The sequence below is a fragment of the Enterobacter sp. 186315 genome, assembly GCF_053290175.1.
This window is the reverse complement of the sequence record NZ_JBPTTK010000015.1, coordinates 18,811-33,426: the sequence shown is the minus strand read 5'-3', so window position 1 is coordinate 33,426 and position 14,616 is coordinate 18,811. Positions and strand designations below refer to the sequence as shown.

The 14,616-nt window shown below is 58.1% G+C and carries 16 protein-coding genes; 5 read left to right on the top strand and 11 right to left on the bottom strand.

All coding sequences use genetic code 11. The features are described 5' to 3' along the window. Positions 1-181: 181 nt before the first annotated feature. Entirely contained in the window at positions 182-1,075 is an 894-nt protein-coding gene (locus ACSVHP_RS16320; RefSeq protein WP_447552442.1) for a LysR family transcriptional regulator, read from the bottom strand. A 97-nt stretch (positions 1,076-1,172) separates the two neighbouring features. Between ACSVHP_RS16320 and ACSVHP_RS16315 the strand changes: the two genes are divergently transcribed. After that, positions 1,173-1,775, top strand: coding sequence for a short chain dehydrogenase (locus ACSVHP_RS16315; RefSeq protein WP_447552441.1), 603 nt, complete (start codon positions 1,173-1,175; stop codon positions 1,773-1,775). On the opposite strand, the gene ACSVHP_RS16310 is transcribed toward ACSVHP_RS16315, so the two are convergent. The 7 genes from ACSVHP_RS16310 to ACSVHP_RS16280 all read right to left on the bottom strand — a co-directional run bounded on the left by ACSVHP_RS16310 (position 1,769) and on the right by ACSVHP_RS16280 (position 10,224). Then, a complete protein-coding gene (locus ACSVHP_RS16310) occupies positions 1,769-2,503 on the bottom strand; it encodes a class I SAM-dependent methyltransferase (protein ID WP_447552440.1) in 735 nt (244 codons plus the stop codon). The two genes, ACSVHP_RS16315 and ACSVHP_RS16310, sit on opposite strands and share 7 nt — an antisense overlap. A gap of 126 nt (positions 2,504-2,629) precedes the next feature. After that, positions 2,630-4,009, bottom strand: a complete 1,380-nt coding sequence (locus ACSVHP_RS16305; RefSeq protein WP_447552439.1) for an amidohydrolase family protein — start codon at positions 4,007-4,009, stop codon at positions 2,630-2,632. Position 4,010: 1 nt separating this feature from the next. Further along, on the bottom strand, positions 4,011-4,967 hold the full coding sequence (locus ACSVHP_RS16300) for a carbamate kinase family protein (RefSeq protein WP_447552438.1): 957 nt from the start codon (positions 4,965-4,967) through the stop codon (positions 4,011-4,013). After that, positions 4,964-6,544, bottom strand: coding sequence for a xanthine permease (locus ACSVHP_RS16295; protein WP_447552437.1), 1,581 nt, complete (start codon positions 6,542-6,544; stop codon positions 4,964-4,966). Before ACSVHP_RS16295 ends, ACSVHP_RS16300 begins: the two co-directional genes overlap by 4 nt. 11 nt (positions 6,545-6,555) lie before the next feature. Then, positions 6,556-7,971, bottom strand: coding sequence for an oxamate carbamoyltransferase subunit AllG family protein (locus tag ACSVHP_RS16290; protein ID WP_447552436.1), 1,416 nt, complete (start codon positions 7,969-7,971; stop codon positions 6,556-6,558). After that, positions 7,971-9,512, bottom strand: coding sequence for an acyl-CoA synthetase FdrA (fdrA, locus tag ACSVHP_RS16285; protein ID WP_447552435.1), 1,542 nt, complete (start codon positions 9,510-9,512; stop codon positions 7,971-7,973). The genes ACSVHP_RS16290 and fdrA overlap by 1 nt, the downstream gene beginning before the upstream one ends. A gap of 106 nt (positions 9,513-9,618) precedes the next feature. Then, on the bottom strand, positions 9,619-10,224 hold the full coding sequence (locus ACSVHP_RS16280; RefSeq protein ID WP_447552434.1) for an ankyrin repeat domain-containing protein: 606 nt from the start codon (positions 10,222-10,224) through the stop codon (positions 9,619-9,621). A gap of 321 nt (positions 10,225-10,545) precedes the next feature. Here ACSVHP_RS16280 and ACSVHP_RS16275 point away from each other — a divergent pair, with 321 nt between their 5' ends. Further along, on the top strand, positions 10,546-11,475 hold the full coding sequence (locus ACSVHP_RS16275; RefSeq protein WP_234675681.1) for a LysR substrate-binding domain-containing protein: 930 nt from the start codon (positions 10,546-10,548) through the stop codon (positions 11,473-11,475). Here the strand turns inward: ACSVHP_RS16275 and ACSVHP_RS16270 are convergent. Then, the gene (locus ACSVHP_RS16270; RefSeq protein WP_234675682.1) at positions 11,472-11,630 is read right to left on the bottom strand and encodes a YqaE/Pmp3 family membrane protein; all 159 of its coding nucleotides are present in this window, start codon (positions 11,628-11,630) and stop codon (positions 11,472-11,474) included. The two genes, ACSVHP_RS16275 and ACSVHP_RS16270, sit on opposite strands and share 4 nt — an antisense overlap. A 219-nt stretch (positions 11,631-11,849) precedes the next feature. Here ACSVHP_RS16270 and ACSVHP_RS16265 point away from each other — a divergent pair, with 219 nt between their 5' ends. Continuing rightward, positions 11,850-12,029, top strand: a complete 180-nt coding sequence (locus ACSVHP_RS16265) for a hypothetical protein (protein WP_234675683.1) — start codon at positions 11,850-11,852, stop codon at positions 12,027-12,029. Positions 12,030-12,066: 37 nt separating this feature from the next. Here ACSVHP_RS16265 and stpA read toward each other — a convergent pair whose 3' ends face one another. Further along, positions 12,067-12,471, bottom strand: coding sequence for a DNA-binding protein StpA (gene stpA / locus ACSVHP_RS16260; RefSeq protein WP_234675684.1), 405 nt, complete (start codon positions 12,469-12,471; stop codon positions 12,067-12,069). A gap of 635 nt (positions 12,472-13,106) precedes the next feature. Between stpA and alaE the strand changes: the two genes are divergently transcribed. Next, a complete protein-coding gene (alaE, locus tag ACSVHP_RS16255; protein ID WP_234675685.1) occupies positions 13,107-13,556 on the top strand; it encodes an L-alanine exporter AlaE in 450 nt (149 codons plus the stop codon). A 33-nt stretch (positions 13,557-13,589) separates the two neighbouring features. Here alaE and ACSVHP_RS16250 read toward each other — a convergent pair whose 3' ends face one another. Then, positions 13,590-13,934 (bottom strand): DUF2002 family protein, encoded by a 345-nt coding sequence (locus ACSVHP_RS16250; RefSeq protein ID WP_234675686.1) that lies wholly within the window; start codon positions 13,932-13,934, stop codon positions 13,590-13,592. 160 nt (positions 13,935-14,094) lie between these two features. Between ACSVHP_RS16250 and ACSVHP_RS16245 the strand changes: the two genes are divergently transcribed. Next, positions 14,095-14,421 carry a DUF883 family protein gene (locus ACSVHP_RS16245; protein WP_234675687.1) on the top strand — a complete coding sequence of 109 codons (327 nt, stop codon included), beginning with the start codon at positions 14,095-14,097 and terminating at the stop codon, positions 14,419-14,421. The last annotated feature ends 195 nt before the right edge of the window (positions 14,422-14,616 follow it).

The following is a 14,616-nucleotide window of genomic DNA, read 5'->3' as shown; positions in this document are numbered from 1 at the left end:
CCGCACCCTTTGTAGGCCCGGTAAGCGCAGCGTCACCGGGCAATACAGACCGCACCGTTTGTACGCCCGGTAAGGCGTAGCCGCCACCGGGCAATACAGACCGCACCCTTTGTAGGCCCGGTAAGCGCAGCGCCACCGGGCAATGCAGACCGCACCCTTTGTACGCCCGGTCCACCGTGCGTTACAACCCCCACTCCCCTACCCCCTGCACAACATGCTCAACAAACCGGGTCAGCTTCGGCAGCGGCCTCAAATCCTGACGCCACAGCAGATTCACCGGCCTCGGCTCGGGGGTGTAATCGCCCATCACCTGTACCAGCCTGCCGCTTGCCAGCTCCTCTGCCACCAGCACCTCCGGTTGCAGCAGCAGCCCCGCCCCGGCCCGTGCCGCCATGCGTAACCCGTAGCCGTCGTTACAGCGCAAGACCGCATCCCGCTTCCAGCGCACCTCTCCTTCTGCCCCCGGCAGCCGCCACTCGTTGCGCGCCGTCCATACCGTGTGGGACAGGCACAGATGATCCACCAGATCCGCAGGCGTTTGCGGCGTGCCGTAACGGGCTAAATAGTCCGGCGCGGCGCAAATCACCATCCGGTAGGCGCACAGGTATTTCGCCACCAGATCGTCGTTATGAATATCGCCAATGCGGATCGCCAGATCGACCCCCTCATCCACCAGATCCACCCGGCGGTTGGTGGGATCGAGCTCTACGCGCACCTCGGGAAAACGCTGCAAAAAGGTGGCGGTCAGCGGGGCGATAACGCAGCCGCCAAACGAGGTCGGCGCCGTCACCCGCAGGGTGCCCGCCGGCGCCGCGCGCAGCCGCTCAACGCTGCTTTCCGCCACCGCCACCTGCTCCAGCACCCGCTTTGCCTCATCAAAATAGACCCGCCCGGCATCGGTCAGGCTCTGACGGCGGGTGTTGCGCTCCAGCAGGCGCGTGCCCAGCTGCGATTCCAGCAGCGCGATGTACTTCCCGACCATCACCGCCGACATTTCAAGCCGCGCGGCGGCCAGGGTAAAGCTGCCGCTTTCGACCACCGCGATAAACGTTTCCATGCCGCGAAGCTTATCCATATTGCAAACCTCTGGTTAGTAATCATCTAACTTTAGCCCAGTTTATCCGGCTTTTACTTTATTAAAGAATGGAGGCTCACAACAGAAGGAGTCGGCTATGAAAATCGTCATTATTGGTGCCAGCGGTACGGTCGGTCGTGCGGTAACGGAAGAACTGAGTCGTCGCCATGAGGTTATTCGCGTGGGACGCACGCAGGGCGACTATCAGGTGGATATCACCTCGCAGGAGAGCGTCGCGGCGCTGTTTGAAAAAATCGGTCAGGTGGATGCCATCGTGTCTGCCAGCGGCGGCCTGCACTTCGGCCCGCTCGCCAGCATGAAGGACAGCGATTTCAACCAGGGCTTGCAGGATAAACTGCTCGGGCAGGTGCGTCTGGCGCTGACCGGCCAGCACTATCTGAACGACGGCGGTTCAATCACCCTTATCAGCGGCATTGTGGCCCAAGAGCCGATTGCCCAGGGGGTGAACGCCACCACGGTGAACGCCGCGCTGGAAGGGTTTGTCCGCGCCGCCGCCTGCGAACTGCCGCGCGGCATTCGTATCAACCTGATCAGCCCAACGGTGCTGACGGAATCCGCCGAGGCCTACGACGGTTTTTTCCCGGGGTTTGAAAGCGTCCCCGCCGCGGCGGTGGCGCTGGCCTATCGCCGCAGCGTGGAAGGGGTGCAGAGCGGACGGGTCTATAAGGTCGGTTACTGAGCCTTACGTGCGGCAATCAGCACCAGCATCGGGCGTTCAGCCTCTTCCGCCAGCGCAGGCCAGGCGTCGATTTGCGCCTGCGTTGGCCCCCACTCATTGACCTCGGCTAGCGTTAATCCCGCGCCGATCAGCGCGTTAAGCGTGGTGCCCAGTGTGCGGTGGTATTTGATGACGCCCTCCGCCAGCCAGTTGCTGACGCGCTGCCCCTCCTGCTGATACTGGTTAACGCCCCAGAAGCGCGCGCCGCTGTCGTCCGTTAGCCACCCCTGACGCGAGGCGCAGGTGTAGATCGGGTGCTCCATCGAAAACACCAGGCTGCCGCCGGGCTTCAGGGCGCGCTGCACCTTCCCGAACAGGGTGTCCAGCTCCGGCAGATAGTGCAGCGCCAGCGAGCTGTAGACCAGGTCGAGGCTGTTCTCGTCAAGATTGAGCGATTCCAGATCGCTACGCTGGTAGCGGATGTTCGTGTCGTTCGTCAGCTCCGCCGCGCGGGCGAGCATCTTTTCGGAGATATCGACGCCGGTCACGTCCGATGCGCCCATCTCACGCGCAACGCGGCAAAACCAGCCGTAGCCGCAGCCCAGATCGATAACCGATTTACCGGACAGGTCCGGCAGCATGTCTTTCAGCGCCGCCCACTCCGGCGCGCCGTCCAGCCCCTGCACCGAGCGCGGAAGCTGGGCGTAGCCTTCGAAAAAGGCCGGGTTGTCGTAGATGTTCTGTGCCATGTCAGATCCCTCTTTGAGAATGTGGCTGCCAGTATACGGCATTGCCGGGTGGCGCTGCGCTTACCCGGCCTACGATATGAGTTTTTTGTAGGCCGGGTAAGGCGAAGCCGCCACCCGGCTCGCTTTTTAGCCCACAACGCCCCAGACGAGGTTCCCCTTATGGAAGGTCGCGGTACGCGGCGAGATCCGCGCCACGGCTTCGGCGGAGCAGGAGGCGTCCACCAGCACAAAGCTGGCGTCGTCCTGCGCTTTCGGCCACACGCGTTCGCCCTTGTCGTTCAGGGGCAGCACGTCCCCGGTGGCAATGCCTAATGCGCGCGAAAGGGTCTGCTCGTTCGGGCGGATATAGAGCTGGGCGTACAGGTTGGCTTTCTCCAGCATGTCCCCCAGGCCGTACGGCGACCAGTGGTCAATCACGCTGTCGGTGCCGGTCATCACAAACACGCCCTTATCCCGCAGCTGCTTGAGCGGCATATGCAGGGTGCCAATCGGCACGGTGGAGGCAATCGTCACCTGCTGCGCCGCCATGCGGGTGGCGATCTCATCCACCTGCTGCTCGTTGAGCGTCGCCAGCGCAAAAGCGTGGCTGATGGTCAGCTTGCCCTTCAGCTCCGGCGTTTTCTCGACGGTTTCGACCATATAATTCACCGCCGCGACGCCCGCCGGGCTGGTCTCATGCAGGTGGATATCTACGCCTTTATCGTAATCCAGCGCAATCTGGAACATCAGGTCGAGGGATTTCTCCATCGCGCCGTCCACGTTAGTGGGATCCAGCCCGCCGACGTAGTGCGCTCCGCCCTGCATCGCCTCGCGCATCAGCTTCTCGGATTTCGACAGCAGCAGCCCGTGCTGCGGAAACGCCACGATTTCACAGTCAAAGCCTGGGCTACGGCGCGCCAGCACCGCCTGCAAATTCTCCAGATTTTTCAGGCCGGAAACCGGCTCGATATTGCAGTGGCTGCGGGCGACGGTGGAGCCCTTCGACTGGATCAGGTCGATCAGCTTTTCCGCGCGCTCCTGGGTATACGGCTGAAGTTCCGGCAGCAGCTTTTGCTCCAGGCGGATCATGTCCTGAATGGTGGTGCCCGCCGGGCGGTTAAGCGAGCGCCACGGGCCGCCGTAGAAGGTTTTGTCCAGATGAATATGCATGTCGCGCATCGCCGGGAGCATCAGCTTATTGCCCGCGTCGAAATGCGGCAGCGCGGCGTCGGGGTGGCTGTTGTTATCACGCAGGGCGACGATTTTGCCGTCGTTGATTTCCAGCGTTTTCAGCTCGGTGCGGGTGCCTGTCGCCACGCCGCCGTCAAAATGAAACCCGGCTTCGAGCAGCACGTTATCGAGATAGTAGTGTTTTGCGGTGATGTTCATCGGTTTACCCGTTTCGCAGATTGGCTTTGCGGACTGTGCAGAATACGCCACGGAGCCGGTCGCACCAAACAGCGCACAGGCGGTCACCATCTTGCCGCTCTGGCTGATAAACTCGCGGCGGCTTTTATTCTCACTCATCTTAACGTCCTTCATGAACAATGTGGGTTCCGGTTTCCCCGCGCAGCGCGGCGGGCAGGCAGTCCGGCGAGGTGATGACTACGCGCTTGCCGCCGTGGTGTAAAAACTCCAGCGAGGCGACGATTTTCGGCAGCATGCTGCCCGTCGGGAAATGGCCCTCTTCCATGTAGCGCGTCATCTGCGCCACGCTGACGGTGTCCAGCGCCTGCTGGTTCGGCTTGCCGAAGTTCACGCACACTTTCTCTACGCCGGTGGTGATAACCAGCACGTCGGCGCGGATCTCCCGCGCCAGCAGCGCGGTGGAGAGATCTTTGTCGATCACCGCATCCACGCTCTCATAATTCCCCTGCGCGTTACGCACCACCGGAATACCGCCGCCGCCCGCGCCAATCACCACAAAGCCCCTTTGGGTCAGCGCCTTGATGGCGTCGGCTTCGACAATCCGCAGCGGCTGGGGCGAGGCCACCACGCGACGATAGCCCCGGCCCGAATCTTCCACAAAATGCCAGTCCGGGTGGGTGCGTTGCAGCTCGTCGCGCTGGGATTCGCTAAAGAACGCGCCGATGGGTTTGGTCGGGTGGGTAAAGCCCGGATCGTTTTTATCCACTTCGACCTGGGTGACCACCGTCACCGCCTTTTGCTCCCCGCGCGTCGCCAGACGGTTGTTGAGCGCCTGCTGAATGAGATAGCCGATCCCGCCCTGGGTGTCGGCGACGCAGTTTGCCAGCGGGGTCAGCGGCAGGCCCTCGCGCTCGTGTGCGATCTCGGCCCGGCGCAGATCCAGCCCCACCTGCGGGCCGTTGCCGTGGGTGAGCACGATGTCATAGTCGGAGGCCAGCATGTCGAGCACCGAGTCGGCCACCGCTTTTACCGCCTGCGCCTGATGTTCAATCGACTGGCTGGCGTTGTCTTTGATGATGCTGTTGCCGCCTATGGCGACGACCATGAGTTCTTTCATTTAGTTTCCTTTAGAAGGTGCGTTCTGGTGCCCTCACCCCGGCCCTCTCCCACGGGGAGAGGGGGATTAACAGAGATATCCAGCACGTGCTTCACCACAAACATCCCGCCCATCATCAGGTAGGCGGTCACGAACATCAGCGAACTGCCTTCGGCAAAACCCACCACCGGGGCGTGGATCACCCCGAACAGCGCCAGCAGCGCGCCACCGGCCGCCGCCACGGCGCCGCGCAGCGGCTTGTTAATGATGGCGAAGATGGCGATACAGCCCCACAGCATGCTGGCGAGCGGCGCGCCGCTGCCCAGATGCACCAGCCCTTCGTAGTAAATGCCTTTGCTGTGCAGCACGTCGGTGCCGATTTTCGACGCGCTGGTCCCCGCCGCCCCCATCACGCTGTTCATCATGGTCAGCGCCCAGTTGGCGATCCACGGGAACAGGCAGATGAAGATCACCGGCACCTCCACTTTGGGGGTCTCCCGCACCACCTGGTTGGCGGTGACCACGCCGATAAACACCAGAATCGGCACGATGGCGGTCATCGGAATAATGGCGAGCATAAAGGCCCCCAGCCCGAACAGCGGCACGATAAACATCGTCACGCCGGAGGCCAGCGTGTAGCCAATGCTCGCCCCCATCGCCTTCCAGCCCGCGTGGCCGACGTAGACCGTCACCGGGAACGGGTTGCCCATCAGGCAGCCGAGCATCGAGGCCAGACCGTTCGCCAGCATCACCTTGCGGGTCGGGTATTCATCCCCCGCCGCGTGGGCGCTTTCGATGTTCTCCAGGTCAAAGATGTAGTTCGCCAGCCCCAGCGGAACGGCGGACGCCAGATACGGCAGCGCGTGCGGCAGCCCTTGCAGGAAGCCCTCTACGTGGACCTGCGGCGGGTTAAAGCCGAACGACGACATCGAGGCTTTGATCGCTTCCGGGCTTTGCAGGCCGGAGATCCACGCCAGCGCTGTACCGGCGATCAGCAGCAGCAGGCCGGTCGGAATGCGGGCGAAAATCGGCTTTTTGCCAAACCAGTTAATAAAGATCAGCAGCAGGACGATGAACGACACGGTCGGCGCTTCAAACGCCTGAAGCATCGGGTTCATTGCCAGCAGCAGCAGGCCCAGCCCGGAGAGGCACGACAGCAGCACGGTGCGCGGGATCATCCTGCGGATGGTTTCCCCTAAAAACGACCCGCCCGCGAGGATCATCGCCTCCACGAAGCACCACACCAGGCCAATCTGGATCGCAAAATCCGCATCGCCCGTCTGCTGATACACCGGCATCAGCACCAGGAAGGTGACGGTGAAAATCGACGGCGCGCTCGGCCCGGACGGCAGCGCGGTAACGTCATTGCGCCCGGTGGCGCGCGCCATTTGCAGGCCAAACCACGTATAGCAGACGCTCGCCACCAGTACCGCCAGCCCGAAGGCCGGGGCGATGCGTCCATAAACAATCTCCTTCGGGATGCCGACGACAAAAATGAGCAGCCCCATCATGGTCAGCAAATTGGTCAGGTTGTTGGTCATTAGCCCGAAATAGGCCGCCCAGTCACCTCTTTTCCACTCCAGTTTCATGTTTTTCATGGATGCATCTCTTATAAATAGTAGCGATCGCGGAAGGTCAACAGCGCCTTTTCAAAACAGCTAAACGGCGGGTGAACGATGCCCGCCCCAATCATGCCGATGCCCGCGTCTTTGTGGGCGATAGCGGTGTTAATGACCGGGAGAATGCCGCTGCCCGCGACTCTGGCGATGTCGATGGCGGTCGGAATACCCATAAAGGAGAGCAGCGGAATGGTGACGTTCGGGTTTTCGCCGAGGGTGATTTCGCGCATCTGGCGGGAGAAGTCGATCGCTTCCTCCACCGTCCCGCCCACCAGCGCGACAATCGCCGGGGCCGTCGCCATCGCAAAGCCCCCGATGCCGTAGGTTTCTGTGATCGCGCTGTCGCCGATATCCAGCCCGGAATCTTCCGGCCTGTATCCCGCGAACATCGGGCCAATCACCTGCTGCGCCGGGCCGGTAAACCACTGCCCCGGCAGGCCGGAAACGCGCAGGCCGAACTCGTAGCCGTTACGCGCCATCGTCGTCACCACGGTGCTGTACTCGATGCCGTGGGCGGCGTCCAGCGCGGCTTTACACATCGCCATCCAGGTCGGGCCGGAGAAGTAGTCGCTGCTGGCGACAAACTCAAACACCTCGCGCTGCTGTTCAACCGGATAGCCCGCCTGGATCAGCCCCGGCGTCAGCGCCTGGATCAGCAGCGTGGTGCCCGCGTTGTTGCGGTTATGGCACTCGTCGCCCATGTGCAGCGCCTGAGCCAGCATCAGGCGCAGGTCGATTTCGCCGATGATGTTCATGGCGTCGCGCAGCATCGGGCCGAGCACGTCGCGCATCCAGTTCAGGCGGTCGATCACGCTCTGGTCGTTGGCGCCCATGCGCAGGATCTTCGCCATCTGCTCGCTGAGGTTGGTGAACGCGCGGTTGCCGTAGGTCTTGTTCTCAACGATATGCATAAACATCGACGCGGAAGTTACGCCCGCCATCGATCCCACGCAGTCGTGCTCGTGGCACGGTGAGAAGGTGATGTCGCCGGAGGCCGCCAGCCGCGCCGCGTCGTCCAGGTCTTTCGCTAACCCTTCAAACACCAGCGCCCCGGTCACCGCCCCCTTCATCGCCCCGCACATGTTTTCCCAGGCCACGGGAGGACCGGCGTGCAGAATGGTGGTGCGGGTCATGCCCGGCACGACGTTAATGGCCTGGTCAAAGCCCACCAGCACCGGATGGGACTGAATAATGCGCTCAAGCGCAACCTTGTTAGCGGCGGCAATTTTCTCCGCCAGCGGTTTTTCGGCCAGCTGGTCAAGCGCCTCAACGACCTGCATATTGCCCTGCCCCGGCGGGGTCCAGTCGAGCTGGGTGACGGGGACGTGCTGCTTTTTGAGATCGTCGCTGAACATCGCGATGCCGACGTTAATCACGTTCAGCGGCTGGTTAAATAAGGTGGTCATTATGCGCTCTCCCCTTTGCAGACAAATTCACGCGCCAGCAGTCCGGTGTTGGTGCTGCTGCTGGCCCAGATGACGCCCGCGTCGGTCAACAGCCGGCACTGCTGCGCCAGCGACTGCGGATCCTGATCGGTGCCGAGCACGTAGCCGAGAATTTCCAGCGGGCGGTTATCGGCTTTCGCAATCGCCTGCGCCTCGTTGATGGCGTCGAGCATCACTCCCACCGGATCCTCGTGCGCGCCGAAGCCGAGCACAAAGTCCATCACAATCACCCCCACTTCCGGGTCGCACGCCTCCTGGAGCAGACGGCTGATGCGGTTGGTCGGGTCGATCATCGGGTGCGGTTTGCCGTTTGTGAAATCGTCATCGCCAAAATCGAGGAAGGTGTGGGCCTGGCTGACGCCGATGTCCTTAAGACGCTTAGCCGGATCCGGCTGGATGTTGCTGTAGACGTCGTCGAATTTTTCCAGCGCGGCGAACATCGCTTCGTCGCACAGCGTGCCGCCGCAGAACAGGCCGCGAATGTACTTCTGCTGCGGCGTCAGGCGGGCGCGTACCTCTTCAACCAGCGGCCAGTTGAGCGGGTGCAGATCGAGGGACTCTTTTTTGTTGCCGGAGAGCAGCACGGCCTTGAGCGCCGCCTCTTTGGTGCCGCGCGCGAACTCTAACCCCGACTCGTCGGCAGGCGGTTCGTTGCGCCCGAGGAAGCAGACGACAACGGGTTTACGACAGGCGCGGGCGCGGGCCAGCACCTTCTCGGCTACCGCAGGCGCTGGCGGCTTGGAGATCAGCGCGATGACCTGCGTCGCGTCGTCGGTCTCCAGCATCTCGATGGCGTCGAGCATCATCAGGCCGCCGATTTTTTCGCTCAGATCGCGCCCGCCGGTGCCAATCAGCTGCGACACGCCGCCGCCGAACTCGTGGATGCGCACGCTCAGCTCCTGGCTGCCGGTACCGGACGCGCCAACGATGCCAATCGACCCGCGGCGCACCGCGTTGGCGAAGCACAGCCCCGCGCCGTTAATCATGGCGGTGCCGCAGTCCGGCCCCATCATTAAAAGCCCCTTCTCATGCGCCAGCTGTTTTAGCGCCAGCTCGTCGTCGAGGGAAACGTTATCGGAAAACAGCATCACGTTGAGATCGTTTTCCAGCGCCTGACGCGCCTCGCGGGCGGCGAAGGTGCCGTTGACGGAAATCACCGCCAGATTAGCGTCCGGGCGATGGGTTTTGGCGCTGGCAACCGTGGCGTAGCGCGCTTCGTGGGAGCCTGAACTCTCTTTGCGGGTGAACAGCGCCTCAATCGCCGCCAGGGTGTCGTCGTTCGCCGCCTCGCCTTTAATGACGATCATCAGATCGCCGTTTTTGGCTTCTGCTAATTCCGGCGTTAACAGCCCGAGGTTTTTTAAGACGCCTTTATTCATCTCGGTCGCCATCGCCACGAAGGCCTGCTCAACGCCCGGCAGTTTATTGGCTTTGGTGGAAACCGACATCAACGAGACCGAATCAAAATAGGTATTCTTTTTTATAACGATTCTGGTGGGCATTATTTTCACCTGTTTGCGGATAAAAGGGGGCCGCCACCGTGCAAAATGCACGGCGGGAAAAACTTTTGTTTGAGTCGCGACCAGCCCGGTCAGGCTGGCCTAAGCGTTACGCGCCAGCCGCCAGCAGCAGGTCGGCAATGGCGTGGAAACCTTTTTCCCGCGCCAGTTCGAGCGGGGTTTTACCGTATTTATCGGTCATATGCGGGTTCGCGCCGTTTTCCAGCAGCAGCTTCACAATCTCCTGCTGTTTTGCGCCGCCGTCGTTTAATACGATGGCTTCCAGCAGCGGCGTCCAGCCGACAAAATTGGTGTGGTTAACGTTAATATCGGTTTTTGCCAGCAGCTCGCGCACAATCTCCACGTGCCCTTTTTCACTGGCGGGAGTAATTCCCACACCGCCGAAGCGCGTCAGTCTGTCCAAATCCGGGTTCGCCGGGAGGACAATACGCAGCAGGGTGACATCGTTGGTCAGGCAGCTAATCAGGAAGGGGTTAAAACAGGTCTGATCCTGCTTATCAATATCCGCGCCGGCGGAAATTAAAAACTCAACGCAGGGATAGTGTTTATTCAGGCTGGCAATAATAACGGCGGTTCTTTTCTGGCGGTTGGTGGCGTTGATATCCACGCCGTTATCGAGGCAGGCTTTCAGCGCATCGATATTTCCTTCTTCTGCCGCCCGCAGAAATTCACTAACGAGTTCATGTCCTGACATATTCATACTCCCGATGTTTTCATTTCTGATGACCCGAGAATAGCAACAGCCTGGTCATAAAAGAATCCGCTTAAAAATGATTCATCGACAGTCAATTCATTGTTGAGTTAGATTCAACAGTTCAGCCAAAACGTGCGTCCGTGCAACCTTTTTCTTATGTTTCAGCGCGTTTTAGCCGATTAAATTGCAAAATACTTATCTCTGACGAAGCCTTGCACCGCGCGGCTTCCAGCAAACATTCAGAACTGTGATCGGCTTCAAATGGGATGTAACGGTGCTGTTAAAATATGTTCAAAACTGATGATAACCAGGAGCCGTAATATGAATTCCATCTTTACCGAAGAGAACCTTCTGGCCTTCACCACGGCGGCGCGTTTTAACAGCTTCAGCAAAGCCGCCGCCGAGCTTGGCGTGACGACGTCGGCCATTAGCTACACCATCAAGCGCATGGAGACCGGGCTGGACGTGGTGCTGTTTGTGCGTAACACCCGCAGTATCGAGCTGACCGAATCCGGCTTTTACTTTTACCGTAAGGCTACCGATCTGCTGAACGACTTTCACGCCATCAAGCGCGGGATCGATACGATTTCCCAGGGCATTGAGGCGCGGGTGCGCATCTGCATCAACCAGCTTCTCTATACCCCGCGCCATACCGCCCGGCTGTTGCAGGTGCTGAAAAAACAGTTTCCCACCTGCCAGATCACCGTCACCACCGAGGTGTATAACGGCGTGTGGGATTCGATTATTAACAATCAGGCCAATATCGCCATCGGCGCGCCGGATACGCTGCTCGACGGCGGCGGCATTGATTACACCGAAATTGGCGCGATCCGCTGGGTGTTTGCAATTGCCCCGGCGCATCCGCTGGCCTTTGCCCCGGAGCCGATTGCCGAAAGCCAGCTGCGGCTGTACCCGAACATCATGGTGGAAGACACCGCGCACACCATCAACAAGAAGGTCGGCTGGCTGCTACACGGGCAGGAGGCGATACGGGTGCCGGACTTTAACACCAAGTGCCAGTGTCAGATCCTCGGCGACGGGATAGGCTTTTTACCGGAATACATGGCGCGGGAGGCGGTAGAAGAAGGTTTGCTGGTGACGCGGCGGATCAATAATCCGCGGCAGGATTCCCGCATGTTGCTGGCGACACAACATGCGGCGACCGGCCAGGTCACGCGCTGGATCAAACAGCAGTTTGCCCCACAGGGCGTGCTGACCGGGATCTACAGTGATTTACTCTGGCGGGCTTAGTTTTTGGATTGCACCCAAAAGGCGTGGATAAGACCGGGAATATAGCCCAGCAGCGTCAGAATAATATTGAGGATGAACGCCCAGCCAAAGCCCTTGCCGAGCAGCACGCCCAGCGGCGGCAGAATAATAGTGAAAACAATACGCCAAAAACCCATAAATCCTCCATGCAGGCTAACCAATTGAAAACAAATAAGACTACCTTTAAGCGTAGCGGGTTTATGACGGCTTGCCACGGCGCTCCCGCGCTTTTACCTGCCTTTACCCTTTTTACACTGGCTTAAGCGATCCCTACTGCGGGGTAGAAGGCGGGAAAGTCGTTGTCACCTGAACCGAACGTGGGCTAAGGTGAGAAGAGCTATCAATGAGGAGGTACTATGTTTTCTGTCGGTGAATATGTGCAACCGCGTCAGGGCGGCCCAAAACTGAAAGTGATCGAAGTGAACGGTGACAGCATTGTGGCAGTACAGGCCAGCAATGAGCAGGGCGAGAAATATACGCTGAACGCATCCGAGCTATCTGCTTATAAAGAGGACGGCGATTTCGGCGTCTGTTAATAAGAATTGCCGGGCGAAGGTTTGCCCGGCACTCCGATTAGATCAGAAAATCTTCCAGAGATTTACCGTTAGCCAGCGCGTTGGCAATTGGCTTCGGCGTACGGCCCTGGCCGGTCCAGGTTTTTACTTCGCCGTTAACGTCGGTGAAGCGATATTTTGCTTCACGCGTTTTACGTTTTTTGGCCGGCTGGCCTGCGATTACCGCTTCTGAACCCAGCAGATCGGCCGGGGAAATACCATCCGCTTTCATCAGCTCCAGCAGCGCGTTAATTTTATCCTGCTGCTCTGCGCGTTGCTGCTCGAATTCTGCCATTTCGTTACGTTTTTCCTCAGTAACAATTTTGACTTTTTCCAGCATTTCTTCCAGAACATCAAGAGAGAATTCACGAGCCATTGCGCGAAGTGTACGGATATTATTAAGATTTTGTAACGACAAAGACATAATAATTGAAAACCTTTTTGTGAAAAACGAAAATTCAAACCGTAGAGTAATTCATTTCCCCCGCAATATCCACCTACGGAAACTTAAAAGCATTATTGTAAACATTTTAAAATATCTATTTCTAATATCCGTTCGGTTTTCATGGATGCGTGTGATGTATTTCTCTTACGGATATTGTCAGCGATAAAGATTCAGGGATTTAAAGGTTATCTCGACGCGGAAATATAAATGCATATTTATGCATTAAAACAGAATGGAAATGAAATTTTCGCGACAGAGCTTTTCACTACCAATTTCGACATTTAAGAATAATCATCACAAAACGGTGTTTTTTTATCCACCCGAAAGAATGCCGTGCTAAATGGCGCCATGAGCCATTATTCACATAAATGAAATCTTAGTTAACATACTGATTTTGAATAGATTTATCACGAGAGAGAGAGAAAATAGCGATGCGGTTAACAATTCGCCAAATTTAGAGAATTTTGTGGACAAAGTGCCAAAAAATAAAAATTTATCGCTAATTGAGAGTTTCAAAGCAGAGATATACGCTATACGCGTTAAATATCACAACCTAAAGCACTAAACGCCGAGGGTAATGCGCCACTTTTATGATTTTCTCAAGGAGCCCAGACATGTTCTCACCGCAGTCTCGCCTGCGCCACGCGGTAGCGGATACGTTCGCGATGGTTGTCTACTGTTCCGTGGTGAACATGCTGATCGAAATATTCCTCTCCGGAATGTCCTTTGAGCAATCGCTTTCTTCTCGTCTGGTGGCGATCCCGGTCAACATCCTTATTGCATGGCCGTACGGAATGTACCGCGATGCGGTGATGCGCTACGCACGCCGTATGAGCCCGACAGGCTGGATGAAAAACCTGGCAGACGTGCTGGCGTACGTCACGTTTCAGTCTCCGGTGTATGTGGCGATCCTGCTGACCGTCGGCGCGGACTGGCATCAAATTGCCGCTGCGGTAAGTTCAAATATCGTGGTGTCGATGCTGATGGGAGCGGTGTACGGCTATTTCCTCGACTACTGTCGCCGCCTGTTTAAGGTCAGCCAGTACAGTCAGGCAAAAGCCTGAAGTATCGCGACTGGCGCACTGCCAGTCGCCCGTTTACTGCTGATCGCCAAACAATCCAGTCAGAAAACGCTCAAGCGCCATGCGGGAGCTAAAACCGTGCGGAATACCATAATGTTGATGCGATTCACCGCCTAAATAGAGGGGGAATTGCTGGTAATGATCGCAGGTTTTAATATCCGAGGCAGGCTCAGCAAATGACTGGCTTCTGTCTTTCAGCGTCGGGTGAATAATGAGAGCAGTGCGCCCCATTCTCGCTTCACGGTTGACGTAAACATAATTCTCGCCGCGGCGATATCCATAGGCTTTTGTGGTCACAGCATCCATGGTAAATCCCGCTTTCTCAAGAACGCGTGCCACCTCATCGGGTCGTAAATACATATTTAATCCTCGTTATCTTTTCCTGCCCGGCAACCTTACAGTATTCAGCATTAGCAGTGCTTTCAGAATATTCCATAAACCGCCTGATAAGACGTGACTGGCTTCAGATAATAAAATCCTGGGCTAAACTTAACGGGAACGCAAAATTATGGAGGATCGTATGTTTAACAGACCGAACCGAAACGATATTAATGACGACGCTCAGGATATCCGTAACGATGTCAGCCAATTAGCCGATACGCTGGAAGAAGTGCTGAAATCCTGGGGCTCTGATGCAAAGGACGACGCGGATGCCGCCAAACGTAAGGCTCAGTCTCTGCTGCGTGAAACCCGTGCCAGAATGAACGGCCGCTCGCGCACCACCCAGGCTGCCTGCGATATGGCAAGCTGCGCAACGACCTTCGTGCGTGAAAGACCGCTCTGCACGCTGGGAACGGTAGCGGCCGTCGGCATTTTCGTTGGCGCCCTGCTGAGCTTACGTAAGTAATCCCTGCATTCGTCGCCTGAACCCCGATCGCCTCCCCGGCATCGGGGTTTTTATTGGCCGAAAGCCTGAAAAGCCCGCACGGCCTGCACTGCCCCGGTGTGTTCATCATCGTGGCGACATTAATCTGAATTTCCCATATCTTGTATGGTTGAAACTAATCTCAACTACATCTAGTATTCCCTTTAGCAAGAGACA

Excerpts from the sequence above, each read along its gene's own strand:
- ACSVHP_RS16320 (WP_447552442.1), bottom strand. The coding sequence starts at position 1,075 with ATGGATAAGCTTCGCGGCATGGAAACGTTTATCGCGGTGGTCGAAAGC.
- ACSVHP_RS16315 (WP_447552441.1), top strand. The coding sequence starts at position 1,173 with ATGAAAATCGTCATTATTGGTGCCAGCGGTACGGTCGGTCGTGCGGTA.
- ACSVHP_RS16310 (WP_447552440.1), bottom strand. The coding sequence starts at position 2,503 with ATGGCACAGAACATCTACGACAACCCGGCCTTTTTCGAAGGCTACGCC.
- ACSVHP_RS16305 (WP_447552439.1), bottom strand. The coding sequence starts at position 4,009 with ATGAGTGAGAATAAAAGCCGCCGCGAGTTTATCAGCCAGAGCGGCAAG.
- ACSVHP_RS16300 (WP_447552438.1), bottom strand. The coding sequence starts at position 4,967 with ATGAAAGAACTCATGGTCGTCGCCATAGGCGGCAACAGCATCATCAAA.
- ACSVHP_RS16295 (WP_447552437.1), bottom strand. The coding sequence starts at position 6,544 with ATGAAAAACATGAAACTGGAGTGGAAAAGAGGTGACTGGGCGGCCTAT.
- ACSVHP_RS16290 (WP_447552436.1), bottom strand. The coding sequence starts at position 7,971 with ATGACCACCTTATTTAACCAGCCGCTGAACGTGATTAACGTCGGCATC.
- fdrA (WP_447552435.1), bottom strand. The coding sequence starts at position 9,512 with ATGCCCACCAGAATCGTTATAAAAAAGAATACCTATTTTGATTCGGTC.
- ACSVHP_RS16280 (WP_447552434.1), bottom strand. The coding sequence starts at position 10,224 with ATGTCAGGACATGAACTCGTTAGTGAATTTCTGCGGGCGGCAGAAGAA.
- ACSVHP_RS16275 (WP_234675681.1), top strand. The coding sequence starts at position 10,546 with ATGAATTCCATCTTTACCGAAGAGAACCTTCTGGCCTTCACCACGGCG.
- ACSVHP_RS16270 (WP_234675682.1), bottom strand. The coding sequence starts at position 11,630 with ATGGGTTTTTGGCGTATTGTTTTCACTATTATTCTGCCGCCGCTGGGC.
- ACSVHP_RS16265 (WP_234675683.1), top strand. The coding sequence starts at position 11,850 with ATGTTTTCTGTCGGTGAATATGTGCAACCGCGTCAGGGCGGCCCAAAA.
- stpA (WP_234675684.1), bottom strand. The coding sequence starts at position 12,471 with ATGTCTTTGTCGTTACAAAATCTTAATAATATCCGTACACTTCGCGCA.
- alaE (WP_234675685.1), top strand. The coding sequence starts at position 13,107 with ATGTTCTCACCGCAGTCTCGCCTGCGCCACGCGGTAGCGGATACGTTC.
- ACSVHP_RS16250 (WP_234675686.1), bottom strand. The coding sequence starts at position 13,934 with ATGTATTTACGACCCGATGAGGTGGCACGCGTTCTTGAGAAAGCGGGA.
- ACSVHP_RS16245 (WP_234675687.1), top strand. The coding sequence starts at position 14,095 with ATGTTTAACAGACCGAACCGAAACGATATTAATGACGACGCTCAGGAT.